The sequence below is a fragment of the Streptomyces sp. NBC_00989 genome (assembly GCF_045162655.1).
Lineage (GTDB): Bacteria > Actinomycetota > Actinomycetes > Streptomycetales > Streptomycetaceae > Streptomyces.
In genome coordinates, this window is sequence record NZ_CP108728.1 from 7,777,918 (window position 1) to 7,803,656 (window position 25,739).

Sequence of the window (25,739 nt, forward strand, 5' to 3'; positions counted from 1 at the left end):
GCCGTCCGCCGGGGCCGTGCCGCAGGACGTGCCGGTCACAAGGTGATCCGGCGTCCGGTGACGGTCTCCGGCTCGACCCGCACCCACAACTCCCGTCCGCCTCCCGGCCACGGCCCGCTGTGGGCGCCGGCCGCGAGCCGGCACGCCTCGTCGGGGTCCGTCACCCTTCGCGCGCGCCCTCGTACGAGCACGCTCCAGCCCCGGCTGAACGCGTCGTCGATACGGTCGACCTCGAAGGCCACCGGGTGGTCGGCGGCCAGCGACGGCGTCGAACCGGCGGCCGTCCGGAACACGATCGCGCCGTCGACGACGCTGTAGTTGACCGGCACGACGACCGGCCCCGAAGCGGTCGACACCGCGATCCTTCCCACACCGTGCGTACCGAGCAGGGACCTGCACTCGCCGGTGTTCAGCTCGGTGAACTCGGCGCTGGGAGCGGCCTGTTCGGGCCCGGGCGGCAGGTGGTCGGCTCCGCCCGACAGGTGCGACAGCGTGGTCTCCAGGACGGCGGCCAGCCTCAGCAGCGCGCCTCTGTTCGGCGCTGCGCCGGGATGCTCCTCCAGGTGCTTCAGGTAACTGGGCGCCATGTCCGCCCGGTTGGCCGTCTCCGGTCGGCTCAGGCCCAGTTGTGCGCGCCGCGCGGCGAGGCGGCGGCCCAGGTCTCCCCGGGGTTGTTCCGCCGCTGTGCCGGCGTCGGTCCGTGTCCGTTCGGGCATGGTCGTCACATCCCTGCTTGCTCGGCCGCTCAGCCGGGGCGCGGCGGCGAGGTCCCGGCTGCCCGTTCGAGGCCGCCATCGCGTGTGCGCCGCATTCGCCCCTCACCTCCAGCCTGACCTGTGCCGAGGGAGACCGCTTGGGCCGCTCGGGCTCCCGGTCCGACCGAACGGGCCTGCCGCGTACCGCGGGCACCGGGGCCACCTGCCCCGGCCGCGGGGACCGTTCGGCCCTTCCGGCCGGCGTCCCGGCTCGATGTACGGGCCTCGGATCCGCACCCCGGTCCGGTGCTGGACCTGCGTCCCGTGTCGTTCATCGACTGCGCGGGCCTCGGCGTCCCGTGCCGGACCCGGAAGCGGGTCAGGGCGCGGAGCAACCCGCTGCGGCGTCGGGACGACATCGTCGAGGCCTGGATCGGTTCGGGCCGTGTGGACCGTGATCGCGGTCGCGGCATGGTCGTAGGCCTGGTTACGGCGCACGGCGCACGGCGCACGGCGCCGACGTGACCTTCGCACAGCAGCGCGCCGAGCGGCGTACCCGCACGTTCACAACTGCCCGGTGGGTCGGGCGACTTCGGCTCACCGGCAGGAAGGCACCCGTCCCCGCGAAGACACCCTCCCCGCAGAGAGAGGCACACCGTCATGGAACGCGTCATCGTCTCCTACGCGGACGGCTCGGTGAACGGCCGGGCCGTCATCCGCCGGGCCGCGCAGGAGGCCTCACTGCGCGGGCTGCCGTTGCGGGACGTCCATGGCTCGCCGCCCGATGTCCCGGACGCGACGAGGCTCGCCGTGGCGGCCGTGTCGGGGCTGGATGCACCCGCCTTCTCGGCCCACCCCCTCGTGGCCGACGCGCTGCGGCCGTGGCGGGAGAAGTGTCCCGAGGTGCGTGTGCTGGAGGATGTCCGGCTGTTCGCTCCGGCCGGTGCCCTGGTCGAGCGGTCGACGGGCGCCGGGCTGGTGGTCGTGGGCCGGCGTTCGGAGAGCGAGCCGGGGACGATCGCGCGTGTGCTTGTGCGCGACGCTCGGTGCCCCGTCGCCGTAGTGCCTTCGCAGACCCACCCCCTACGCCGGGACGAGGACGGTGAGCCATTCCGCTTCGCGGGGCCGGTACCCGTAGCGGTCCCACAGCCCCGACACGATCGCCGGGACGTGGGCGGCCCCGTAGACGACGGCCACCCGGAACCGCTCGTCGCCGTGCTCCGCCTCGATCTCGCCCAGAGCGTCGAGCAACCGCCGGTCGCGCCGATCGGTCATCGCGTGCTCCACCGGACTGTCGGCCAGCATCTCCGCCCGCAGTGTCGACGGCAGATCCTCGATCTCCCCGTCCACGTCGAGGAAGGCGCGCGGACCGCGCAGCGCGAACACCAGGCCCATCACCGGGGCCCCGACCATGAGCAGCAGATACATCCACCGCGGCAGCGTCCTCAGGTCCGCCATCGCCTCCGCCGCGGTGACATCCGGGTTGACGACCGGTACGCCTTCCGGAAGCAGCAGGTCCTCGCGCTGCTCCTGGAGGCCGTTGCGCCGCCGGCGCGGCGCGAACCGGTAGGCGAGCGTGAGGGCACTCACCCCCGCGGATCTCCCCCGGATCCCCTCAAGGACGACGAGATCGCACTCCCTCAGCCTGAGGCGGACCTGGGAGTAGAACGTCGGCGACGCCACATGCACCATCGGGAAGATCACGAACTCAAGCGGCGACCCCTTCCGCCGCATGGTGATCACGGCGGATCTCACGGCATACCCGGTCACCTCGATGATCTGCATGATCCCCCCCCCGCGAACCCCGCCCGGCTGCGCTCCCACCCGCACCAGGACACGAGCCCGACCAGACCCGCGGTTCCCTGACGAGTGGTCGTATGCGATCCATGCCCGCGGGGGTCCTCGGGATGTGTCAGTCGTCGGCGACCAGTGCCGTCAGGTCGAGGAGGCGGTTGGTGTAGCCCCACTCGTTGTCGTACCAGCCGAAGACCTTGACCAGGGTGCCGTGCGCCTGGGTGAGGGCGGGGTCGAAAATGCAGGACGCGGGGTCGCCGATGACGTCGCGGGAGACGATCGGGGCCTTCGTCACGCGGAGGATGCCGTTGAGCGGGCCGTCCGCCGCCTCGGCGAAGGCCGCGTTGACCTCCTCCGCCGTCGTCTCGCGGTTCAGGACGACCGCGAGGTCGGTGAGCGAGCCGTCCTCCACGGGGACGCGCACCGCGATGCCGTCCAGGGCTCCCGCCAGCTCGGGCAGTACCAGGCCGACGGCACGCGCGGCCCCGGTGCTGGTCGGGATGATGCTCAGGGCGGCCGAGCGGGCCCGGCGCAGGTCCTTGTGCGGGGCGTCGAGGAGGGACTGGTCGTTGGTGTAGCCGTGGATGGTGGTCATCATGCCGCGCTCGATGCCGAAGGTCTCGTGCAGCACCTTCACCATCGGGGCCACGCAGTTGGTGGTGCAGGACGCGGCCGAGACGATCCGGTCGCGGTGCCGGTCGTACGTCGTGTCGTTGACGCCCATCACGATGGTGGCGTCCGCGTTCTTGCCGGGCGCGGACAGCAGCACGGTGTGGGCGCCCGCCTTCAGGTGCAGGGCGGCGGAGTCGCGGTCGCGGAAGCGGCCGGTGGACTCGATCACGACGCTCGCGCCGTAGTCGGACCAGTGCAGGGCGGCCGGGTCGCGTTCGGCGCTGACGGCGATGCGCCGGCCGTCGACGGTGATCGAGCTGTCGTCGTGGGTGACCTCGCGTCCGATGCGGCCGAACGTCGAGTCGTACTCCAGGAGATGGGCCAGGGTGGCGGGCGAGGTGATGTCGTTGATCGCGACCACCTCGACGTCCTGGGTGCCCGCCTCGGCTCGGTCGAGTGCGACGCGCAGATAGGTGCGACCTATCCGGCCGAAGCCGTTGATGCCGACACGTACGGTCATGGCGGTGAACTCCTTTGCTGGGTAAGGGGTTTCAGGCGTTCCAAGTCCAGTCGGCGACCTCGGGCAGGTCGGTGCCGTGCTCGCGGATCCAGGCGTGGTGGCGGGTGCGGGCGTCGGCCATCTGCTGGCGTACGGCGGCGGCGCGCACGGCGAGGCCGGGGACGCGGTCGATGACGTCCATGACGAGGCGGTAGCGGTCGAGGTCGTTGCGGACGACCATGTCGAACGGTGTGGTCGTGGTGCCGGACTCCTTGTAGCCGCGCACGTGCAGGTTGGCGTGGCCGGTGCGGCGGTAGGCGAGGCGGTGGATGAGCCACGGGTAGCCGTGGTAGGCGAAGATGACCGGCTTGTCGGTGGTGAACAGGCCGTCGTACTCGAAGTCGCTCATGCCGTGCGGGTGTTCGTCGCGGGGCATGAGCCGCGTCATGTCGACCACGTTCACGACGCGGACGGCGAGGCCGGGCAGGTGGCGGCGCAGCAACTGGGCGGCGGCCAGCACCTCCAGGGTGGGAACGTCACCGGCGCAGGCGAGGACGACGTCGGGTTCGTCGCCGTTCTCGGTGCCCGCCCACTCCCAGATCCCGGCGCCGCGCGCGCAGTGGGCGCGGGCCTGCTCCATGGACAGCCAGTCGAAGCAGGGCTGCTTGCCCGCGACGACCACGTTGACGTAGTCGCGGCTGCGCAGCACGTGATCCGCCACCGAGAGAAGGGTGTTGGCGTCCGGCGGGAGGTAGACCCGGACGACCTCGGGGCTCTTGTTGAGGACGTGGTCGACGAAACCCGGGTCCTGGTGCGAGAAGCCGTTGTGGTCCTGGCGCCAGACATGGGACGTCAGAAGGTAGTTGAGGGAGGCGATGGGTGCCCGCCACGCCAACTCCCTCGATGTCTTCAGCCACTTGATGTGCTGGTTGACCATCGAGTCGACGATGTGGACGAAGGCCTCGTAGCAGGAGAACAGTCCGTGCCGGCCGGTCAGCAGATAGCCCTCCAGCCAGCCCTGGCAGGTGTGTTCGGACAGGATCTCCATCACGCGGCCGTGCCGGTCCAGGTGTTCGTCGACCGGCAGGAACCCGGCCTGCCAGGCCTTGCCGCTGGCGTTGAAGACGGCCTGGAGGCGGTTGGAGGCGGTCTCGTCCGGGCCGACGACACGGAAGTCACGGCTCGCCGCGGTGTCGTGCATGACCCTTTCCAGGAGGTCGCCCAGGATGCGCGTCGGCTCGTGCAGGGTGGTTCCGGGCTTGTCGACGGGCACCGCGAACTCGTCGAGCGACGGGACCGGCAGGTCCCGTAGGAGGAGACCGCCGTTGGCGTACGGGCTGGAGCCGAGGCGCTTGGCACCCTCGGGCACGCAGGCGAGGACGTCCGCGACGGGCCGGCCCTCGGCGCCGAACAGCCTCTCCGGGTGGTAGGAGCGCAGCCACGCCTCCAACTGCCGTAGATGCTCCGGGTTTTCGCGCACCTCGGACAGCGGGACCTGGTGCGCTCGCCAGGTGCCCTCGACCGGGACGCCGTCTACCTCGGCGGGTCCGGTCCAGCCCTTGGGCGTACGCAGCACGATCATGGGCCAGTGCACGCGGTCGGTCACGCCGTCCTCGCGGGCGGACTGCTGCATCACGGCGATGCGGTCCAGCGCGTCGTCGAACGCGGCGGCCATCGCGCGGTGCACCTGGAGCGGGTCGTCGCCGGTGACGTGGATCGGGTCGTGGCCGTAGCCGCGCAGCAGTTCGTCGAGTTCGGACTCGGGGAGGCGGGACAGCACGGTCGGGTTGGCGATCTTGTAGCCGTTGAGATGGAGGATCGGCAGGACCGCGCCGTCGTGGACGGGGTCGAGGAACTTGTTGGAGTGCCAGGCGGCGGCGAGCGGGCCGGTCTCCGCCTCGCCGTCGCCGATCACGCAGGTGACCAGGAGGTCCGGGTTGTCGAAGGCGGCGCCGTACGCGTGGGCGAGGGAGTAGCCGAGCTCGCCGCCCTCGTGGATCGAACCGGGGGTCTCGGGTGCCACATGGCTGGGGACGCCGCCGGGGAAGGAGAACTGTTTGAACAGCCGCTCCATGCCGGCGCCGTCACGCGAGACGTCCGGGTAGGTCTCGCTGTAGCTGCCCTCCAGCCAGGAGTTGGCGAGCACGGACGGGCCGCCGTGTCCCGGGCCCCAGATGCACAGCGCGTCCAAGTCACGTGCCTTGATCACCCGGTTGAGGTGCGTGTACACGAGGTTGAGACCGGGCGAGGTACCCCAGTGGCCGAGCAGGCGCGGCTTGATGTGCTCCGGCTTCAGGGGCTCGGTGAGCAACGCGTTCGCCATGAGGTAGATCTGGCCCGCGGCAAGGTAGTTGGCGGCCCGCCAGTGGGCGTCCAGGGTGCGCAGTTCCTCGTCGGAAAGTTCGGACAGGGCGGTCGTGTCCAGGTTTTCGGCCTTGTTCATCGAGGGCTCCGGAAGTCATCGGCATGGTTCAACGGGGGGCGTTGGAGGCGGAACTACTGCGTCAGCAGGCGGAGTTGGGGACGATCGTGCTCACGCGTGCTCGGGCACGACGACGACCGGGCAGGCGGAGTGGTGCAGCACTCCGTGGGCCACGCGGCCCAGTTGGAGTCCGTAGTGCCCGGGGCGGCGCCTGGCTCCGACGATCAGGAGGTCGGCGTCGCGCGAGGCGTCCACGAGCACGGCCCGGGTGGGGCCCTCGACGACTCGGCGGTGCGCCACGACGTCGGCGGGTACGTCCTGGAGGGCCGTTTCCAGCGCCTCGACCGCCTGCTGCTCGTGCAGCCGGGCCGGTTCGCCGGACATCAGCGGATGGTCGGTGGTCTCGCGCGCGGGCCAGCGCCAGGCCCGTACGACGTCCACCGCCGCTCCGCGTCGCCGCGCCTCCTCGAAGGCGAAGCGCACCGCCGCCGAGCCGGCCGGCTTCTCTCCTACGCCCACGACCACGCGGCCGTGCGTGCTGGTGGCGGCCTGGTTGTCGTGGTCGCCGCGGACGACGATCATCGGGCACTGCGCGTGCCCGGCCACGATCAGACTCACGGAACCCAACAGCGCCTCGGCGAGACCGCTGCGACCCCGGGTACCCGTCACCAGCAGCGAGGCGCTGCGGCTCTCCCGCACCAGCGCGTACTCGGGCTCCTCGGGCAGCACGTCGGTGGAGATCTCCACCTCGGGCCGACGGTGGTGGGCACGCCGGGCCGCGGTCGCCACGATGTCCTCGGCCCGCACCTGCTCGGAGGGCTTGCCGACCTCGTCGGCGATCGAGGTGCCCTCGTACCGCTCCCACAGCGAGGCGTACACCAGCCGCAGCGGCAGCCCGCGTACGACGGCTTCGTCGGCCGCCCAGTCGACGGCCCGCAGGCTGGGCTCGGAGCCGTCGACGCCGACCACGATCGGCAGGGTCTTCGCCATCTCCGTCACCGCCCCGTACCGAGGAGGTCGAACACGATCCGGGCCTTGACCTCGCCGCGCAGCACCTCGTCGATGGACTCGTTGACGGAGTCCAGCGGACGGGTCTCGCTGATCACCTTGGTCCGGCCGGCCGCGTGCAGCTGGAAGACCTCGGCGAGGTCCTGCCGGGTGCCGACGATCGAGCCGATCACCGAGGTGCCGTTCAGCACGGTGTCGAAGATCGGGAGCTGGATGCTGCCGTGCGCGGGCAGGGCGACCATGACGAGCTTCCCGCCGCGCCGCAGACCGGAGTTGACGGCGGCGAACGCGCCCTCGTTCACGGCCAGGGCGATCGCCGCGTGCGCGCCGCCGTGCCGCTTCAGGACCTCTCCGACGTCGTCCTTGCGGGCGTCGATGACAAGGTCGGCGCCGAGCGCGGTGGCCAGTTCGAGCTTCTCGTCGGTCACGTCGATCGCCGCGACCGTCGCCCCCGCGATCTTCGCGTACTGCACCGCCAGGTGCCCGAGCCCGCCGACCCCGGAGATCGCGACGAGCTGCGCGGGCCGCACACCCGCGACCTTGAGCGCCTTGTACGTCGTGACGCCCGCGCAGGTCAGCGGGGCGGCGTCGATCGCGCTCACGCCGTCGGGCACCGGCTGGGCGAAGTCGGCCCAGGCCAGCATCTTCTCCGCGTACCCGCCGTCGCAGCCGTAGCCGGTGTTGATCTGCTGCTCGCACAGCGTCTCCCAGCCGGACAGGCAGTGCTCGCACCGCCCACAGGCCCGGCCGAGCCACGGCACCGCGACCCGCTGCCCGAGGGCCAGGTGGGTGACGCCGTCGCCGAGCTTCTCGACCAGGCCGACGCCCTCGTGACCGGGGACGAAGGGCGGGTTCGGCTTGACGGGCCAGTCGCCGTGGGCGGCGTGGATGTCGGTGTGGCACAGCCCGGAGGCCTCGACGCGGACTCGGACCTGGCCGGGGCCGGGCTCGGGGTCGGGACGGTCCTCGATGACCAGGGGTTCACCGAAGGCTCGTACGACTGCTGCCTTCATGACTGCTGCTCCTCAAGCGGATCGGGGGGACGGGGGCGGGGTGGGGCGTGGGGTCAGTCGTGGGCGACGACTGCCACGGGGGCGGTGGAGTGATGCAGGACGCCGTGTGCGACCGGGCCGATGTGGGCGCCGAGCGCGCCGCGGCGGATCCGGCGGCCGATGACGACCAGGGAGGCCTCGCGGGAGGCGTCCACCAGGTGGTTGGCGGCGCTGCCGACGCGGGGCTCCAGGGCGACCTCGACGGCGGGGTGCTTCAGCTGCCAGGGGCGCAGCGCCTCGGTGAGAGCCGCGGCCTCCGCGCGGAACAACTCGTCGTTCAGGCCCGCGTCCATCCCGAGGCCGTAGGCGTAGTACGGCGGCAGGCTCCAGCCGTAGACGACCCGCAGCGTGGTGTCGCGCCGGGCGGCCTCGGCGAACGCGAACTCGATCACCGCGTCGGCGGGGGCGCCGACGTCGATGCCCAGGACCACGGGCCGGGACGCGGTGGTGGACGGCGGGTTCGTCCCGCCCTCTTCGGCGGCCTGTTCGCCGGCCCGGACCAGGACCACGGGCAGCTCGGCGTGCGCGACCACGGAGAGGCCGACGGAACCGACGAGGAAACCGCCGACGCCGCTCAGTCCGCGCGAGCCGAGGACCAGCAGTTCGGCGTCCTTCGCCGCGTCCAGCAGGGTGTCCGCGGGCGGGCCGGTCAGCTGCTCCACGGTCACGTCCACGCCGGGGTGGCGCTGCCGGATGCCGTCGGCCGCCTCGCGGGGAATGCGCTCGGTCCAGTGCTGCTGTGTCTCGGCGCCGAGCAGCGGTGCCTGCGCCATGGGTGCCGGCACGGGCTCCCAGACCTGGACCAGCTTCAGCGGCAGGCCGCGCAGCCGTGCCTCGTGGGCGGCCCACTCGGCCGCCGCGCGGCTCTCGGCGGAGCCGTCGAGGCCAACGGTGATGGTGCGGGTCATGATGTCCACCTCCTGGATCGGGTCCTGCTGCGAGCTTCGTCCTCGGACGGGGCGCCGGGCAGGGGCCGCAGGTCCCCTGCCGGGGACCGAACGGCCCTGTCCGGTGTCCGGCGCGGCGGGCCCACCGACGGGCCCGCCGCACCTCCCGCGGTCACCGCAGCCAGCGGCTGCGACGGATGAGCGGGAGCCTGGCCCAGGCCTTGCCGAGGCCGAGGGTGTCGCCGGCGGCGACGGCGGCCAGGGCGATCAGGACGACGGCGTAGATGAGGTGGTAGTCCACGAACGGGTTCGGCGACATGCTCGGCGAACCGTCCGAGAGGTGCCGGGCGGGCGGCCACTCGGCCAGCCACATGAACGCCATCATCATCGTGCCCGCGACGGCCGCGAAGCGCAGCGCGACGCCGGCGACGAGCGCGACCCCGATCCCGAGCAGACCGAGCATGAACAGCCAGTCGGCCGAGGTGGCACCGGCCCAGGAGTGGAACGTGGACTCCATCGGGCCGGCGGCCACGCCGCTCAGGAAGCCCTTGGTCGGCGAGCCGCCGTCGACCCAGCCCTTGCCGGAGGGGGTGGCGTAGCCGAGGCCGAAGGTCTTGTCGAGGAAGGCCCACAGGAAGACGAACCCGGTGAGCAGACGCAGGGACGCGAAGGCGTAGGCCCGCGCGGTGTACGTGTCGCTGTGCGCCGACACGGCGGGCTCGGATGCGGAGGCGGTCCGGTTCCTGCGGAAGGACGGCAGGTGGAAGCCCTGACTCTGGCGAGGGTGCTCGTGCACGGCCATGGTGGTGATCCCTTCGGGGAGGAGTGGGGCTGTCTGTTCGGTGCCCGACGTCCCTCACTCTCGTCTTGTGGGGCGGCTGCCGCCGGGTGCCGAAGGTCGGTGGCCATGGGGCTGAACGGCCCTGTCTGGAGGGACCGTTGGGGTGCGCGGCCGGCGCTTCGCAGCTGCCGAAGAACGGTCCGCCAAGGTTGTTGCTCAGTAGGCCGACAGACCGTGCGCCCGGAACTGGTCACGGACGCGTTCGACCAGTTCGGGAGTGGGGACGGGGTTGTCACGCAGCGGGAACGGAACGCCGAGGGCCTCGTACTTCGCGGCGCCCAACTTGTGGAACGGCAGGATGTCCACGCGGTCGACCGTGCCGAGTCCCGCGACGAAGTCGGCCAGACCGTCGACGGATTCCGCGTCGTCCGTCCAGCCCGGCACCAGGACGTACCTGATCCACATCGGGACCCCGAGCCGGTCGAGTCGGGTGGCGAAGTTCAGGGTGGGGGCGAGTTCCCCACCCGTCAGGTGGCGGTAGGTCGTGAGGTCGAAGGACTTGATGTCCAGGAGCACCAGGTCGGTGTCGGCGAGGAGTTGGTCGGTGGCGCGGACGCCTAGGAAACCCGACGTGTCGAGGGCGGTGTGCAGTCCGGCCTCCTTGCAGCGGCGCAGGATCTCGCCGGTGAAGGCGGACTGGAGCAGCGGCTCGCCGCCCGTGAGGGTCACCCCGCCGCCGGCCGTCGTGATGAAGGCGCGGTACTTCTCGATCTCCGCCATCACCTCGTCGACCGTCGCCTCCCGCCCGTCGCGCATGTGCCAGGTGTCGGGGTTGGCGCAGTACAGGCAGCGCAGCGGGCAGCCGGAGACGAAGAGGACGAACCGGGTCCCGGGGCCGTCCACGCCGGTGGACAGGTCCCAGGAGTGGATCCGGCCCGTGGTCGCCGTCCGCACGGTCCTCACAGCGATCCGTGGAAGGTGCGGCTGATCACGTCGAGCTGCTGCTCGCGGGTCAGCCGGACGAAGTTGACGGCGTAACCGGAGACGCGGATCGTCAAGTCCGGGTATTTGTCCGGGTGTTGCATGGCGTCTTCCAACGTTGCCCGGTCCAACACGTTGACGTTCATGTGGAAGCCGCCCGCGGCCGTGTAGGCGTCGAGGATGCCCACCAGGTGCCCGGCGCGCTCGTCGGGCGCGTGCCCCAGCCCCTCGGGTGTGATCGTCGTCGTCAACGAGATCCCGTCACGGGCCTGTTCGTACGGCAGCTTGGCCACCGACAGCGCGGACGCGGCGACTCCGTGCCGGTCGCGGCCGTTCATCGGGTTGGCGCCGGGGGCGAAGGGCGCTCCGGCGAGGCGGCCGTCGGGGGTGTTGCCGGTGTGTTTGCCGTAGACGACGTTCGAGGTGATCGTCAGCACCGACTGGGTGTGTTCGGCGCCCCGGTGGGTGGGGTACTGGCGCACCTTCGCCATGAAGGACTCCACCAGTCCTACGGCGATGCTGTCGGCGCGGTCGTCGTTGTTGCCGTAGGCCGGGAAGTCGCCCTCGGTGCGGAAGTCGACGGCGAGGCCGGTGGCGTCCCGGAACACCTTCACCCGTGCGTACTTGACGGCGGACAGGCTGTCGGCGGCGACCGACAGGCCGGCGATGCCGCAGGCCATGAAGCGGTGCACCGGGTAGTCGTGCAGCGCCATCTCGATGCGTTCGTAGGCGTACTTGTCGTGCATGTGGTGGATGACGTTGAGCGCGTTGACGTACGTCCGGGCCAGCCAGTCCAGGACGTGGTCGTACGCCGCCGACAACTCGTCGTAGTCCAGGTACTCCCCGGTCAGCGGGGGCGTCGGCGTCGCTACTTGGTCGCCGGTCATCTCGTCGCGGCCGCCGTTGACCGCGTAGAGCAGCGCCTTGGCGAGGTTGACCCTGGCGCCGAAGAACTGCATCTGCTTGCCGACCTGCATCGCGGAGACACAGCAGGCGATCGCGGTGTCGTCACCGGTGTGCGGGCGCAGCAGGTCGTCGGACTCGTACTGGACGGCGCTGGTGTCGATCGAGACCTGGGCGCAGAACTCCTTGAAGGAGCAGGGCAGTTGGGGCGACCAGAGGACCGTCAGGTTGGGTTCGGGGGCGGGGCCGAGGTTGTAGAGGGTCTGGAGGAAGCGGTAGGAGGTGCGGGTGACGAGTGTCCGCCCGTCCTCGCCCATGCCGCCGATGGACTCCGTCACCCAGGTCGGGTCGCCGGAGAACAGGGCGTCGTACTCGGGGGTGCGCAGGAACCGTACGATCCGCAGCTTGATCACGAAGTCGTCGATCAGTTCCTGGGCGCGGGACTCGTCCAACACGCCTTCGTCCAGGTCGCGTTGGAGGTAGATATCGAGGAAGGTGGAGGTGCGGCCGAGCGACATCGCGGCGCCGTTCTGCTCCTTCACGGCGGCGAGATAGCCGAGGTAGAGCCACTGCACGGCCTCGTGGGCGGTGGCGGCGGGGCGCGAGACGTCACAACCGTACGTCGCCGCCATCCGTGTCAGCTCGCCCAACGCCCGTGTCTGCTCGGCGAGTTCCTCCCGGTCGCGGATGACCTCGGTGGAGGAGGCGCAGGCGTCGAGCAGGGCCCGCTCGGCCTTCTTGGCCTCGATCAGCCGGTCCGTGCCGTACAGCGCCACGCGCCGGTAGTCGCCGATGATCCGGCCGCGGCCGTAGGCATCGGGCAGTCCGGTGATGATGCCCGCCTTGCGGGCCGCCCGCATTTCGGGTGTGTAGGCGTCGAAGACACCGTCGTTGTGGGTCTTGCGGTAGGTGCCGAAGACGCGTGTGACGAAGGGGTCGGGCTCGTAGCCGTAGGCCTTCAGGCTGTTCTCGACCATGCGCAGGCCGCCGTTGGGCATGATCGCGCGCTTCAGCGGGGCGTCGGTCTGGAGGCCGACGATCAACTCCCGTTCGCGGTCGATGTATCCGGGGGCGTGCGAGGTGATCGTGGAGGGGGTGGCGGCGTCCACGTCGAGGACGCCGCGGCGGCGCTCCTCCGGGAACAGGGCGCTCACCTTCTCCCAGACGGCGCGCGTACGGGCGGTGGGGCCGGCCAGGAAGGCCGAGTCGCCTTCGTAGGGCGTGTAGTTGGCCTGGATGAAGTCGCGCACGTCGACGTGGTCGCGCCAGCCGGTTCCCGCGAACTCCCGCCAGGCGTCGGCCGTCCGGTGCTCTGCTGCCACGGTGCTGGTCATCGCCGGCTCCCTCTTGTGCTCGTTCCCGCGCGGGTGCGCCTTCCGCTTCTGATCCTGATCAGCGGCCGTGCCGGAGGGGAGTGCCGACCGGAGTCCGGAGGCGGGGCCGTACGGCCCCGCCCCACCGGCCGGGCGGCCCCCCCCGACCGTCCTCACACCGCGGTGAGATCCGGGCGGACCAGCGTGCCCGACCGGCCGTGGACGATCTCGTACGCCGCGTCCAGGGCACCGATCGCGGCCAGTCCGCCGGTGCGTTCGACGAACCGGGCGGCGGCCTCGGCCTTCGGTCCCATGGAGCCGTCCGGGAAGCCGCCGCTGCGCAGTTGTGCGGGGGTGGCGTCGAGGACGGGCCGCTGGTCGGGGGTGCCGTAGCCCTCGTAGACGCACGGCACGTCCGTGAGGATGAGCAGGAAGTCCGCCTTGAGGTGCTCGGCGAGCAGGGCCGCGGTGAGGTCCTTGTCGACGACCGCCTCCACCCCGGTGAGCGCACCCGTGTCGCGGTCGGCGGTGACGGGGACGCCTCCGCCGCCGGCGCAGATCACCAGGACACCGGCGCCGAGCAGTTCGTGGATGGTGTCGGTCTCCACGACCCGCTCCGGAACCGGCGAGGGCACGACGCGCCGCCGGCCCTTGCCGTCCCGCGCCATGGGCCGGCCCGGGTGCCGGGCGAGGTCCTGGGCGATGTCCTCGCCGTAGACCTGGCCGACGAACTTCGTGGGGTACTCGAAGGCCGGATCGTCGGCCCGTACGAGGGTGTGGGTGACGAGCGCGGCGATACCGCGGCCGGGCAGCGCGTCGTGCAGGGTGCGGGCCAGCAGGGAACCGATCATGCCCTGGGTCTGGGCGCCGAGCAGGTGCAGCGGGTACGGGGCGCTGAGGGCGGGGTCGGCCGCGCTCTCCATGGCGAGCAGACCGATCTGGGGGCCGTTGCCGTGGGTGATGACCAGCTCGTGGTCGTGGGCCAGCGCCGCGAGCGCGGTGGCGACCCGGTCGATGTTCGCCTGCTGGACGGCGGCGTCGGGGCGTTCGCCGCGGTGCAGCAGGGCGTTGCCGCCGAGGGCGACGACGATACGCATGGCTCAGACCTCCGGGGTGGCGACGGGTACGGCAGTGGCGACGGGTAGGGCAGTGGTGACGGGTACGGCAGTGGCGACGAGTACGGCCTTGATGCTCGTGTGCGGCCACGGGTTCGCGTCGGTCCGCGCACCTCAGTGGTGTACCGGGGTTCGCCGGGACCGGTCGGGCCGGTGTGGTGCGGTGCCGTGCGTGGACGCGTGGCGGGCGGCCGGCGCTGCCACAGCCGTACGACCAGCGCGTCTGGCGCGTCTGGCGCGGCACACCCTCATCGAACCGCCGGATCGGCCTGGCCACAGGGTGCCGGAAGTCTCCTGATCGGAGCCGAGTGGCCCGGCCGGCGGGCCGGGTGGCCCATGGTCTGCCGCGGGGCGCCGGACACACGCTGGTCCTGGCAGTTCCCCTACTCCGTCGGGAGGCAGGCCATGATCACCACACCCACCCCCACCCCCAGCATGCTGCGCGCGCTGCCCGCCGAGGACCGGCAGCGGCTTCTGCGCACCGGCCGCGAGGTGTCCTTCGCGCAAGGGACGCGCCTGTTCGAGGAGGGCGGCCGGGCCGACCGGTTCTGGATCATCCGCACGGGCACGATCGAGCTCGACATGCGGGTGCCGGGCCGCCGCCCTGCCGTCATCGAGATCCTCCGGCACGACGAACTCGTGGGCTGGTCCTGGCTGTTCGCTCCGCACGCCTGGCATCTCGGCGCCGAGGCGACGACCCCGGTGCGGGCGTACGAGTTCGACGCCACGGCCGTCCGTCTGATGTGCCGGGAAGACCCGGCCCTGGGCAACGCCGTCGCCCAGTGGGTCGGCGACGTACTCGCCCACCGACTCCGCTCCGCCCGGACCCGGCTGCTGGACCTGTACGCCCCGTACGGCGCCGGCAGCACCATCTGACACCCTCTGACACCGCCTGACCGGGCCCAGGGAGGAGTTCCGCGACAGCGACCCCACCGACACCCGGCGCGGACGTGTTTCCAAGCCGACTGGGGCCGGTCGGCCCTAGTGCGATCGGGCCCGGCGCGTGATGATCGTCCTCACGGGAAGCCCGCAGCCCGTCCGTCACCGGGGAACAAGGGGTCGTCATGGCCGAGTCACGCACCTTCACGGAGCAGAACCCGATCCGTGTCTTCCTGCTGGACGACCACGAGGTCGTACGACGCGGCATCACCGACCTCCTGGAAGCCGAACCGGACATCTCGGTGGTCGGCGACGCGGACACCGTCGAGCACGCCCTCGCCCGCTGCCCGGCGGTGCGCCCGGACGTCGCCGTGCTCGACGTACGTCTCCCGGACGGTGACGGCATCACGGTCTGCCGCGAGCTGCGCAGCCAGATGCCGGAGCTGGCCTGTCTGATGCTGACCTCGTTCGACGACGAGGACGCCCTGCTCGACGCCATCATGGCCGGGGCCTCGGGCTACGTCCTCAAGCAGATCAGGGGCTCCGACCTGGTCTCGGCGGTACGGACGGTCGCCTCGGGCCAGTCGATGCTGGACCCCGCGACCACGTCCCGCCTGATGCGCTCGCTGCGCGCCGAGCCCGCCGAGACCCCGGCGCTGTCGCCCGAACTGGCGAGCCTGTCCCCGCGTGAGCGCGACATTCTCGCCCTGATCGGGGACGGACTGACCAACCGCGAGATCGGCAAGAGGCTCTACCTCTCGGAGAAGACCGTCAAGAACCACATCTCCCGGCTGCTGGCCAAACTCGGCGTCCAGCGCCGGGTCCAGGCCGCGGTCCTGGCCTCCCAGATGGAGCAGCAGGCGGGCGACCGCCCCGCGAGGTGAGCCCGGCCGGACCGACCGGACCCCCGTCCGGGCCGGACGGCCCCTGCCCCTCCCGCACCGCCCGGCGCCACGCTGGACCGGTCACCGGAAAGCCCGACCGCCGCCAACGGCGCAGGGCGGGCAGGAGGCCCCATGCGTACCGCAGCCCTCGACGGGACGACGCTGGAAAGGCTGCTCTCCGCGGCCGTAGCCGCTCCCTCGATCCACAACACCCAGCCCTGGCGCTTCCGCCTGGCCCCGGAAACCCTCACGATCGAGATCCGCGCGGCCACGCAGCGCGGCCTGCGCCACATCGACCCGACGGGCCGCGCCCTGCACCTGTCCGTCGGCTGCGCCGTACTGAACCTGCGGATCGCGGTCGAGCACTTCGGCTGGGAACCGGTGACCCGGCTCCTCCCACGCCCGGACGAGCCGGACCTGCTCGCCACCGTACGTCTCGCCGGCACCGCCAGGACGTCCTCGCACACTTCCCTGTACGACGCCGTGTGGCGCCGGCACAGCAGCCGATTCCCTTTCTCGGAACGGCCGTTGCCCACCGCCCTGCTCACCGAACTGGCCGAAGCGGCACACATGGAAGGGGCACGGCTGCACTGCCTCCCGCCCCGCCGGGCCGACGGTGTGCTGTCCCTCACGAGGGAGGCGGAGCAGCGCAACACCGCTGACGCGGACCGTGCCATGGACAGCCGCCGCTGGGTGGGGGAGACGCACGACACCGGACTGGGCGTACCGGCGGAGGCGCTCGGTCCCCAGGACTCCCTGGAACGCATCCCGATGCGCGACTTCGGCGCCCACCGCCGCCGGAACGGCCTCACCGCGCGCCCCTTCGAGAAGCGGCCCTCGATCGCGGTGCTGTCCACCGCGCACGACCGCCGGGCCGACTGGCTGCGCGCGGGACAGGCCCTCGAACGGGTCCTGCTCATCGCGACCGCGCACGGGGTACGGGCATCGCTCCTGCACCAGGCCCTGGAATGGCCCGACCTCCGCGACCAGCTCACGGCACCGACCGACGCCCGCCCCTCCCACGCACAGATGGTGATCCGCCTCGGATACGGCCCCGAGGGACCGGCCTCATCGCGTCGTGCTGAGGCCCGGCTGCCGGCCCTGGCCCAGGGACTCTGCGTGCGGGAAGAGCAATCCGCTGCGCGCGAGGTCGGGCCCCATTCGGAGCTACGACAATCGACGTAACCACCCACCAACCCCGAGGGATCCGGTGGAGGAGGAGTGGCGGGCCCATGACCGTCGTGGCCCGTACGGGCAGGAACGGCGTCGGCGGAACTGAGTCCTCATACACCTAGGGCGCTCGGCGGTCGGCGGGCGGCGGTCGGCTTGAACGGCTGTCGCGCCACCCCCGTACCCCCTGCCGTGACCCACCACCAGACACAGCAGCCGTCATCCCGCCGAGGGCCCGCCTCCCGACTCCGTCGCGGTGCCGCGCTCGCCCTGCTTCCGCTGGCCGTCGCGTGCGGTGGAGGGGAGGGGGACGACGCCGCGGACCGTAAGCGGGCGGCGGCGACGCGGACCGCCGTGACCGCCGCCCCCGAGGCCGGTGTCGTGGCACCCGCCAAGGTCGAAGTGATCGCCGGGCTGACCGGCTGCACCGCCGAGATCCGGGTCGAGGCGGAGGAGCTGCGCGAGGGGCTGTGCCGTACGAAGCAGGGGGAGTACCGGATCACCACGTTCCCCGAGGAGCGGTTCAAGGTGACCTGGCTCGACAGCGCCGCCATCTACGGTGGCAAGTATCTCGTCGGTACGCGGTGGGTCGTGAGTGCGGTGCCCGAGTTGCTGGAGGGGTTCCGGTCCCGGCTCGGCGGGACCGTGCAGGAGCTGCGCAGTATCGGGCCCACGGTGGCGCCCTGAGTCAGTCCTCCGTCCGGAGGTGGGCCAGTACCTCCTCCAGAGGCAGGTCGTAGTCGTCCTTGTCGTCCGTCCACCGGCGCAGCACCGTCGCCGCGCCCTCCGCCATCGCCGGAGGCAGCCCCGCCGTGCGCAGCGTTGCCGCGATCTCCTCCAACTCCGGTGCCCAGCGCCAGGCCCGGGCGGCGACGCTGGGCAACTGGTCGGTCTCGGCGAGGATGTTGGACCTCAACGAGCCTGCCTCCCGGGCGAGTTCGGCGGCCACGCCGTGGTGTGCGGCGAGGGCGTGCGATACGGCGGCCAGGACGCGGGCGGACTTCTGGTACGAGGCGTACGCCATCTTCAGCGCCGACGCGGCACCGACCGAGGCGTCCAGCGGGCGGGCCACGACCTGGGTGTCCTTGAACGCCCCTGCCACGTGCGCGACTTGGCCCGCGTCGCCGCTCAGATACAGGTGCGGGGCGCTGCCCGGGCCGGGCGGGCCGCCGACGATCGAGCCGTCCAGCATCGGTACGCCGCGCTCCGCGCACGCCGCCGCGATGCGCCTCGTACGGTCCGGACTGATCGCGTTCGCCTCGACGTACACACCTCGGAACGGGTGCGTGAGGACCTCGTGCGCCACGTCCTCCGCCGCGTGCGGCGGGCAGACCGACAGCACGAAGTCGCTTGCGGCCAGGGCGGATTCGAGGGACTCGGCGGGCTCCAGGCCCGCATCGAGGGCCCGTTGGAGGCTGGCGGGGCTCCGGCCCGTGGGGACGTACAGCACCCGGGTGCCCGTACGGGTCGCCTCGCCGCCGACTTTCGCGCCCATGGCGCCGGGATGCAGGAGCGTGAACGTGGTCGTCATGGGTCTCACCGTACGGACTTGATGTTGTTGGGAGTCGCGAGGACGAGTGTGGGGCATAGGAGAGGGGCATAGGAGATATGAGCCTCGGGAGGGCGCCATGAACCGACAGATCCGTGTTCGCGTCAGTCGTCGGCCCATTACGCCTCGCGACGACACCATCGACCGCAGGACGCCCTCGGGCCGACTCCTGCCGTATTAGGACCTGTCTCCTGCCGTACCAAGACCTGTTTCCTGCTGTGCTGAGACCCGCTTCGCGCGGCTACCGGGACAGGGGTGACTGCCAGTCCACCGTCGTGCCGGTGGTCCCTCCGTCGTCGTACACCCTCAGTCGTACGGCGTCCCTGCCGTCCGGCAGGGGTGTCGTCGTGTCGATCGTGATCTCCAGGCGGGAGACGGCGGCGCGGTGGGACGCGGTGGCGAGGGCTTCGCGGAGGGCGGCGAGGAGTTGGGCCGCCACCTGGTCGGGGACGACGGTGTCCACCGGGCCCTCGAACTGGGTGGAGGGCTGGAAGCCGAGCACGGCCGACGCACCGGCCGTTTCCCGAAGTACCTTGCCCCGTAGGGTGGTTGGGGCTTCGGCCGGGGGTTGTTGCAGGGCGTAGATCGCCGTGCGGACCTCCTGGATGGTCGACTGGAGTTCGTCCACCGCGCGGCCGAGGAGCCCGTGGGCCTGGTCCGCCTTCCCGGCTCTGCGCTGGGTGGATTCCAGCATCATGCCGGTGGCGAACAGGCGTTGGACGACCAGGTCGTGCAGGTCACGGGCGATGCGGTCGCGGTCCTCGTAGACCGCGAGGCGTTCACGGCTGTGCTGTGCGTCGGCCAGGACCAGGGCGAGGGCGGCCTGGGACGCGAACTGCGTTGCCAGCAGGCGTTCCACGGCCGTGTAGGGGCGGTCGCCCGGGCGGCGGGGGAGGGCGAGGGTGCCGACGAGGCGGCCGTCCGCCTGGAGCGGGAGCATCATGCTCGGGCCGAACCGGTGCCGTACATGCGTCGTCATGCGGGGGTCGGTCGCCGAGTCGTCGATGAACACCGGTTCGCCGCCCAGGAGTTGGACCAGGACCGGGCTGCCGGGCTCGATGGTCGTACCGACGATGTCGCCCGGGTCCTCGTAGGTCGACGCGGTGACGATCTCCATGCCGCCCGCCGCCGTGGGCTGGAGGATCACGCCCGCGGCCGCGTCGGCGAGGGCCCGGGCGCTCTCCGCGACCGTCACCAGCGCGTCGGCCGCCGTCTCGCCGGTGAGCAGCGCGGTGGTGACGGCCGCCGCGCCCTCGATCCAGCGTTCGCGCTGCCGGGCGGTCTCGTACAGGCGGGCGTTGCCGATCGCGATGCCGGCCTGGGCGGCGAGGACGTGCAGGAGCTGTTCGTCCTCGGCGGTGAAGGGGGCGTCGTGCCGCTTTCCGGCGAGGTGCAGGTGGCCGAACACCTCGTCGTGGACGTGGATCGGCACGCTGAGCACCCCCGCGGGCGGCGGTTCGGCCCCGCCGGTGCGGATCTCGGTGAGGCCGTCCTGCCCGGGGTCCGTGGTGCCGAGCGCCGCGTACCGTGCGCCGGTCAGCTCGGCGGCGCCGTCCACGATGTGCTGGAGCGTGGTGCGCAGTTCGAGTTCGGAACCGACGCTCAGGACGGCTTCGAGGAGGCGGGAGAGGTCGGGGACGCCGCCACCCGCCTCGGCCGGGGCGGGGCTCAGGTGGTGGCCAGCGGGTCCAGGACCAGCGGCTCGATCTTGCCCTCCAGCATGTAGCCCAGGCCCTGTACGGCACACACGTCCGGCCGCTCGGCGATGTGCACCGGCATCCCGGTCGCCGCGCGCAGCATCTGGTCGAAGCCGGGGAGCAGCGCGCTGCCGCCGACCATCATGATCCCGCGGTCCGCGAGGTCGGCCACCAGGTCGGGCGGGCAGTTGCGCAGCACCCGGCCGATACCGTCGAGCACGGCGGTCAGCGGGGTCTCGATCGCGTCCCGTACGGCCGCGGTGTCGACCCGTACGGAACGGGCGAGGCCGCTCGCCACGTCCCGCCCGTGGATCTCGGTGGTGGTCGGGCCGTGCGGGGTGAGGCCGTTGCCGGAGAGGGCGAGCTGGAGCGGGCGTACGGACTGGCTCGGGAGCATCAACTCGTGTTCGTGGCGCAGGTGTTGGACGATGGCGTGGTCGACGGCCTCGCCGCCCACCGGGATGCGTTCGGCGGTGACGATCGAGCCGAGGGAGAGCACGGCGACCTGGGTCGCGGCGGCCCCGCACACCATGATCATGGTGGCCTCGGGCCGCTCGACGGGCAGTCCGCAGCCGACCGCGGCGGCGATCAGCGTGTCGACCAGCTCCACGCGGCGCGCGCCGAGCCCGACCAGCGTCTCGATCGCGGCGCGCTGCGCCAGCGGATCGGCGTCGTGCGGGGTGCAGGCCGCGGCCCGCAGCCGGGGCTTGCGGCGCAGCGCGCGGCGGACCTTGTCGCCGATCAGGTGCCGCAGCATGCGCTGCGCCATCTCGATGTCGACCACGGTCCCGCCCGACACGGGCCGCACCACCCGGATGTAGTCGGGCGTACGGCCCGTCATCTTCTCCGCGAACTCTCCTACGGCGATCAGCGCGCCGGTCCGCGTGTTCACGGCGGCGGCGGACGGCTGGTCGACGACGAGCCCGGCGCCCTTCACGTAGACGCGGGTACGGGCGGCACCCAGGTCGACGGCGAAATGGCAGCGTCGCAACTGCTCCAGACTGACGGTCATGGCAGGTTCTCCCGAGAGCGCGGACCGGGGCTTCGCCGGGCGGCGGGCCTCCTTCGCATCGTGCGGGGGCGGTGGAGCGGGCGCGTCTTGTGGTGGGCCGGGCGGGGTGCGGCTAAATGGGGGTATTTGTCCGCAATGCCCGAGTTAAAGAATAAGTAAGGGGCAAGAGGGGGCGTCTTCGTGACGCCGTGTCGGCGGCACGGGACCCTGAACCGCACCGGGCGGCGCCGTCGCTCAGACCGGCCACACTCGGATCACGCCCAACTCCGCCAAGTCCTGTGGGCGGATGTGGAGTTGGTCGGCCGTCGACTCCGTCTCCTCCGGCGGGCGCTTCAGGATCGCGGCGGCCAGCTCCGGGGCGATCACCGAGAAATAACTGTCCGGAGTGGCCCAGGTGTTGCCCGGCGCGGCCAGCGCCAACGCGCCGCCGGAGCCGCCCTCGCCGATCAGCAACGTGGTGAGCGGGGTGCGGGCGGACGCCACCGCGCCGAACAGGTCGGCGATCGCCGCGCCCGCGCCCTGCCGTTCCGCCTCGGCGTCGTTCGCCGCGCCCGGGGTGTCCACCAGCGTCAGGACCGGGATGCCCAGCCGGTCCGCGAGCCGGATCAGGCGGGCGGCGGTGCGGTAGCCGGCGGGACGGGTCGCCGTCCCGGCCTGCGCGGCATAGGCGACCGTCCGCCCCTCCCGCTCCCCGAACCCGCACAGCATGCCCGCGTCGGTACCGCCGCACCGGTCCCCGCTGACCGCCAGCCGCTGGGTGAAGTAGGCGTCCAAGTAACGCTCAGCGCGCGGGCGTCGGGGCGAACGGGCACGCTGCACGGCTTCCCAGCCGGTGGCCGGGAAGCCGGCCGCGACACGCCGCACGACCTCTTGCCCGGGCACCGGCGGGTCGGCCGGCGTGTGCCGAGTCGACGGGGCGTGCTGTTCTGCGTCCCGCCCGGTCGCCGGGAGGTCGGCTTCGGTGTGCCGGGTCGGTCTGGAGTCCCGCTCCGCGTCTCGCCCGGTCGTCGGAAGGTCGGCTTCGGTGTGCCGGGCTGATCCGGAGTCCCGCTCCGCGTCTCGCCCGGTCGTCGGAAGGTCGGCTTCGGTGTGCCGGGCTGATCCGGAGTCCCGCACCGCGTCTCGCGCGGTCGCCGGCGGGTCGGCCGGCGTGTGCTCAGTCAGCCGGTCGAGCGCCGCGGGCACCGGTGCCCGCCCCGCCCACGGCGTGGTCAGCAGCCGCAGCCATCTCCCCAGGGTCTCCTTCAGCTCCTCCGGCCGCACGACCGCGTCGGCCGCGCCCGCTGTCACCTGGGCCTCCGCCGTGTACGCCGTCGGGTCCGCGTCCGGTGGTCGGACGCGGGAGCCCGCGAAGCCGACCTGGGCGCCGGGCAGCGCGAGGATCACATCGGCGCCCGCGCCGAGGGTGGCCCAGCCGCCGCCCGTGGTGGGGTCGCGCAGCACCGCGATCTGGGGGAGACCGGCCTCCCTCGTGAGCGCCGACTGGCGTGCCACGCGCTGGAGTTGGGTGAGGGCGATCATGCCCTCCTGCATCCGGCTGCCCCCGGTGGCGACCAACGGCACCACCGGCAACCGGTGTTCACGGGCGTACGTGTACGCCGCCTCCAGACGGTCCCCGGTGCGTTCGCCCAACGAGCCGCCCAGGAAGCCGAACTCGAAGGCGATCAGCACCGCCCGCGTGCCCTCCACCGTCGCCGTGCCGCACACCACCGACTCCGTCTCGCCCGTGCGGTTGGCGGCGCGGGCGCGCGAGGCGTCGTAGCCCTGCCAGGCGAGGGGGCCGTCGGGCCTGGACTCCCATGCCGGGTAGGGGAGTTCGGTGAAGGTGGTGGCGTCCGTGACAAGGGCCAGGGTCTCGCGCGCGGACAGGCGTTCAGTCACGGGTCAGGGCCCGCTTCAGGATCTTCCCCATGTCGTTGCGGGGGAGCGCGGTGATGTGGTGGACGACGCGAGGGCGCTTGTGCGGGGCGAGGCGGCTCGCCACATGGTCGGCCAACTCGGGGAGTTGTGGAGGGGATTGGGGGTCCGTCGGGACGATCCAGGCCACGACGCGTTCGCCCAGGTCGGGGTCCGGTTCGCCGGTGACGGCGGCCTCGCGTACCCCGGGGTGTTCGAGGAGCGCGTTCTCGATCTCGCCCGCGCCGATCTTGTAACCCCCGCTCTTGATCAGGTCGGTGGCCTTGCGGCCGACGATCCTGACGTAGCCGTCGGGGTCGCGCACGGCCATGTCGCCGGTGCGGAACCAGCCGTCGGCGGTGAAGGCGGCCGCCGTCGCGTCGGGCCGGTTCAGGTACTCGGTGAAGAGGTTCGGGCCACGCACCTGGATCTCGCCCACGCTCTCGCCGTCGTACCCGGGAAGGGGCGTGCCGTCCTCCTCGACCAGCCGCAGCTCCACGCCGGTCAGCGGGACGCCCACCGTTCCGGCGCGGGCCTCGCCGTCCGCCCGGACGCTGGGCCGGGGGTCCGGGGGTGTCCACCGGGATGAGCACAGCATGAGGGTCTCCGTCATGCCGTAGCGCTCGATCACGCGGCGGCCGGTCGCCGACGTGATGCGCTCGTGGTCGTGGACCGGCAGGGCGGCCGAGCCGGAGACCAACAGGCGTGCCCGGCCGAGGGACTTGACCAGTCCGGGGTCGTCGGGGAGGGTCTCGGCGATGCGGTGGTACATCGTCGGGACGCCGAACACCATGGTCGCGCCGTCGTTCAACTCCCGTGCCACGCCCTCCGTGCTGAACCTGCCGAGGTGCCGCACCGAACCGCCGCGCCGCAGCGGGCCCAGGATGCCCAGCACCAGGCCGTGCACATGGAACAGCGGCAGCCCGTGCACGAGGACGTCGTCGCCGGTCCACTGCCAGGCGTCCGCGAGCGCGTCCAGCGTCGCGGCGATCGCCCGGCGCGGGATGACGGCGCCCTTGGGCGGGCCGGTGGTGCCGGAGGTGTAGACGACGAGCGCGGGGTCCTCGTCGGACACCTGGACGTCGGCGACCGTCCCCACCGCGCGAACGTCGACGTCGACGCGCTCCAAGTGCCGTAGCGCGGACGGGAGTTCGTCGTCCGGTGCGGCCAGGATCAGGGTCGGGGCGCTGTCGGAGAGGATGTGGCCCAGTTCCTTCTCGCCCGACTTCGGGTTGAGGGGGACGGCCGCGACTCCCGCCCGCAGTACGGCGACCACGGCGACCGCCGTCTCCAGTGAGGGGGTGGCCCACACGGCGACCCGGCCGGTGCCCGCGCACCGGGCCGCGAGGGCGTCCGCCGCCGCGCCCAGCTCCGCGTAGGTCAGGGACCGGTCACCGAACGTGAGAGCAGGCTGCTCGCCCGGGTTCGTCAGGGCCGGGAAGAGGGTGGACACGCGGCGCACTCCTTGGTCGTCGGGGGCAACGGTCCCCAGACGTCGGGGACACCCCCGTTCCTACACCACGTCCGCCACCACACAGCTGACGTTGTCCGGACCCCCGGCCTCGTTCGCCGCGTCGACCAGCGACCGTACCGCCTCGTCCGGGGCCGGGTTCGCGGTGAGGAGTTCGCGGATCCGGTGCTCCGGGACGACCGCGGTCAGGCCGTCCGAGCACAGGAGGTAGCGGTCGCCGCGACGGGAGTCGTGGAGTTTCAGGTCGGGGGCGCCGGTCGTCAACGCCTTGAGCAGCATGGCGCGTTGAGGGTGCGAGCCGGCCTCCTCCGGCGTCAGCCGGCCCTCGTCGATCAGCGACTGGACGACCGAGTGGTCGTGGGTGATCCGGAAGAGCCCGCCGTCGCGCAGCAGATACGCGCGCGAGTCCCCGATGTGCACGAGCGCCAGCTTCGAACCCGTCCACAGCAGCGCGGTCAGGGTCGTGCCGTTCTCGGTGGGATCGGCCACGTCACGGACCGCGTCGGTGGCGCTCCGTACCGCCTCCTCCAGCAGGTTGAGCACATTGCCCGCCGGCACCTCCTCGGTGTCCAGGAAACGCAGCGCCTCCACCGCCGCGCCGCTCGCGGGCGCGCCCGCCGGGCCGAACCCGTCGGCCACGGCCAGCAGCCGGGTGCCCGCGTACGCGGTGTCCTGGTTGGAGGGGCGGACCCGGCCGCGGTCCGAGTGGGCGGAGTAACGCAGTTCCAGCATGGTGGTGTCCTTTCCCGGTACGGCCGTCGCGGCCGCGAGATGGTCGACGAGGAACCCGGCGAGGTCCCGCCGCGCCGCCGTATCCGCCTCGGCCCGGGCCCAGAAGGCACGGATCTCGCGGGCGGCGGCGGCCGGTTCGAGGGCGCACACTTCACGGATCCCGGCCAGCGGCATGCCCAGCCGCCGCAGCCACGCGACCAGCCGCGCCCGCTCCAGCTGCTCCACCGCGTAGTACCGGTATCCGCTGTCGGGATCGACGCGCGCCGGCCGCAGCAGCTCCAGCTCGTCGTACAGCCGCAACGCCTTCGGCGACAGCCTGCACGCCCGCGCGAAGGCCCCGATCGTCAGCATGTTCCCCGTACCGCCCATGTGCGCCTCGACCTCTTC

General features: G+C 72.2%; 22 protein-coding genes and 1 pseudogene. 6 read left to right on the plus strand and 17 right to left on the minus strand.

Annotated features, from left to right (window positions below):
- Positions 1-35 precede the first annotated feature (35 nt).
- Positions 36-716 carry a helix-turn-helix domain-containing protein gene (locus OG714_RS34750; protein WP_406126997.1) on the minus strand — a complete coding sequence of 227 codons (681 nt, stop codon included), beginning with the start codon at positions 714-716 and terminating at the stop codon, positions 36-38.
- Positions 717-1,001: 285 nt separating this feature from the next.
- Here OG714_RS34750 and OG714_RS34755 point away from each other — a divergent pair, with 285 nt between their 5' ends.
- Both OG714_RS34755 and OG714_RS34760 read left to right on the plus strand, forming a co-directional pair.
- Complete coding sequence (locus OG714_RS34755) at positions 1,002-1,220, plus strand: hypothetical protein (protein ID WP_406126998.1); 219 nt, start codon at positions 1,002-1,004, stop codon at positions 1,218-1,220.
- Positions 1,221-1,355: 135 nt separating this feature from the next.
- A pseudogene (locus OG714_RS34760) lies at positions 1,356-1,751 on the plus strand (universal stress protein); the annotation flags it as partial.
- Between the two features lie 27 nt (positions 1,752-1,778).
- Here the strand turns inward: OG714_RS34760 and OG714_RS34765 are convergent.
- The 10 genes from OG714_RS34765 to OG714_RS34810 all read right to left on the minus strand — a co-directional run bounded on the left by OG714_RS34765 (position 1,779) and on the right by OG714_RS34810 (position 14,044).
- On the minus strand, positions 1,779-2,480 hold the full coding sequence (locus tag OG714_RS34765) for a hypothetical protein (protein ID WP_406132251.1): 702 nt from the start codon (positions 2,478-2,480) through the stop codon (positions 1,779-1,781).
- Between the two features lie 127 nt (positions 2,481-2,607).
- Positions 2,608-3,621: a type I glyceraldehyde-3-phosphate dehydrogenase gene (gene gap, locus OG714_RS34770; RefSeq protein ID WP_406127001.1), complete on the minus strand. Its 1,014-nt coding sequence runs from the start codon at positions 3,619-3,621 to the stop codon at positions 2,608-2,610.
- Between the two features lie 31 nt (positions 3,622-3,652).
- Entirely contained in the window at positions 3,653-6,043 is a 2,391-nt protein-coding gene (locus OG714_RS34775) for a phosphoketolase (protein ID WP_406127003.1), read from the minus strand.
- Positions 6,044-6,133: 90 nt separating this feature from the next.
- The gene (locus OG714_RS34780) at positions 6,134-7,012 is read right to left on the minus strand and encodes a universal stress protein (protein ID WP_406127005.1); all 879 of its coding nucleotides are present in this window, start codon (positions 7,010-7,012) and stop codon (positions 6,134-6,136) included.
- A gap of 5 nt (positions 7,013-7,017) precedes the next feature.
- Entirely contained in the window at positions 7,018-8,043 is a 1,026-nt protein-coding gene (locus tag OG714_RS34785) for a zinc-dependent alcohol dehydrogenase (RefSeq protein WP_406127006.1), read from the minus strand.
- A gap of 53 nt (positions 8,044-8,096) precedes the next feature.
- On the minus strand, positions 8,097-8,990 hold the full coding sequence (locus OG714_RS34790) for a universal stress protein (RefSeq protein ID WP_406127008.1): 894 nt from the start codon (positions 8,988-8,990) through the stop codon (positions 8,097-8,099).
- 151 nt (positions 8,991-9,141) lie between these two features.
- Positions 9,142-9,771: a hypothetical protein gene (locus OG714_RS34795; RefSeq protein ID WP_406127010.1), complete on the minus strand. Its 630-nt coding sequence runs from the start codon at positions 9,769-9,771 to the stop codon at positions 9,142-9,144.
- Positions 9,772-9,966: 195 nt separating this feature from the next.
- Positions 9,967-10,713 (minus strand): pyruvate formate-lyase-activating protein, encoded by a 747-nt coding sequence (gene pflA, locus OG714_RS34800; RefSeq protein ID WP_406127012.1) that lies wholly within the window; start codon positions 10,711-10,713, stop codon positions 9,967-9,969.
- Complete coding sequence (pflB, locus tag OG714_RS34805) at positions 10,710-12,968, minus strand: formate C-acetyltransferase (protein ID WP_406127014.1); 2,259 nt, start codon at positions 12,966-12,968, stop codon at positions 10,710-10,712. The genes pflA and pflB overlap by 4 nt, the downstream gene beginning before the upstream one ends.
- Positions 12,969-13,120: 152 nt before the next feature.
- Positions 13,121-14,044, minus strand: a complete 924-nt coding sequence (locus OG714_RS34810) for a carbamate kinase (RefSeq protein WP_406127016.1) — start codon at positions 14,042-14,044, stop codon at positions 13,121-13,123.
- A 423-nt stretch (positions 14,045-14,467) separates the two neighbouring features.
- Between OG714_RS34810 and OG714_RS34815 the strand changes: the two genes are divergently transcribed.
- The 4 genes from OG714_RS34815 to OG714_RS34830 all read left to right on the plus strand — a co-directional run bounded on the left by OG714_RS34815 (position 14,468) and on the right by OG714_RS34830 (position 17,682).
- A complete protein-coding gene (locus OG714_RS34815; RefSeq protein WP_406127018.1) occupies positions 14,468-14,938 on the plus strand; it encodes a Crp/Fnr family transcriptional regulator in 471 nt (156 codons plus the stop codon).
- A gap of 188 nt (positions 14,939-15,126) precedes the next feature.
- Positions 15,127-15,825, plus strand: coding sequence for a response regulator (locus OG714_RS34820; protein WP_406127020.1), 699 nt, complete (start codon positions 15,127-15,129; stop codon positions 15,823-15,825).
- Positions 15,826-15,957: 132 nt separating this feature from the next.
- Positions 15,958-17,010, plus strand: a complete 1,053-nt coding sequence (locus OG714_RS34825) for an Acg family FMN-binding oxidoreductase (protein WP_406127022.1) — start codon at positions 15,958-15,960, stop codon at positions 17,008-17,010.
- A 177-nt stretch (positions 17,011-17,187) separates the two neighbouring features.
- Positions 17,188-17,682 (plus strand): hypothetical protein, encoded by a 495-nt coding sequence (locus OG714_RS34830; RefSeq protein WP_406127023.1) that lies wholly within the window; start codon positions 17,188-17,190, stop codon positions 17,680-17,682.
- A gap of 1 nt (position 17,683) precedes the next feature.
- Here OG714_RS34830 and OG714_RS34835 read toward each other — a convergent pair whose 3' ends face one another.
- From OG714_RS34835 to OG714_RS34860, 6 genes are all read right to left on the minus strand, one after another.
- Positions 17,684-18,526 (minus strand): DUF1932 domain-containing protein, encoded by an 843-nt coding sequence (locus tag OG714_RS34835; protein ID WP_406127024.1) that lies wholly within the window; start codon positions 18,524-18,526, stop codon positions 17,684-17,686.
- Positions 18,527-18,785: 259 nt separating this feature from the next.
- A complete protein-coding gene (locus OG714_RS34840) occupies positions 18,786-20,216 on the minus strand; it encodes a GAF domain-containing protein (RefSeq protein ID WP_406132061.1) in 1,431 nt (476 codons plus the stop codon).
- On the minus strand, positions 20,213-21,253 hold the full coding sequence (locus tag OG714_RS34845) for a rod shape-determining protein (RefSeq protein WP_033281820.1): 1,041 nt from the start codon (positions 21,251-21,253) through the stop codon (positions 20,213-20,215). The genes OG714_RS34840 and OG714_RS34845 overlap by 4 nt, the downstream gene beginning before the upstream one ends.
- 234 nt (positions 21,254-21,487) lie before the next feature.
- Entirely contained in the window at positions 21,488-23,134 is a 1,647-nt protein-coding gene (locus OG714_RS34850; protein ID WP_406127026.1) for a carboxyl transferase domain-containing protein, read from the minus strand.
- A complete protein-coding gene (locus tag OG714_RS34855; RefSeq protein WP_406127028.1) occupies positions 23,127-24,602 on the minus strand; it encodes an acyl-CoA synthetase in 1,476 nt (491 codons plus the stop codon). The genes OG714_RS34850 and OG714_RS34855 overlap by 8 nt, the downstream gene beginning before the upstream one ends.
- A gap of 60 nt (positions 24,603-24,662) precedes the next feature.
- Entirely contained in the window at positions 24,663-25,721 is a 1,059-nt protein-coding gene (locus OG714_RS34860) for a MerR family transcriptional regulator (RefSeq protein WP_406132063.1), read from the minus strand.
- Positions 25,722-25,739: the final 18 nt, after the last annotated feature.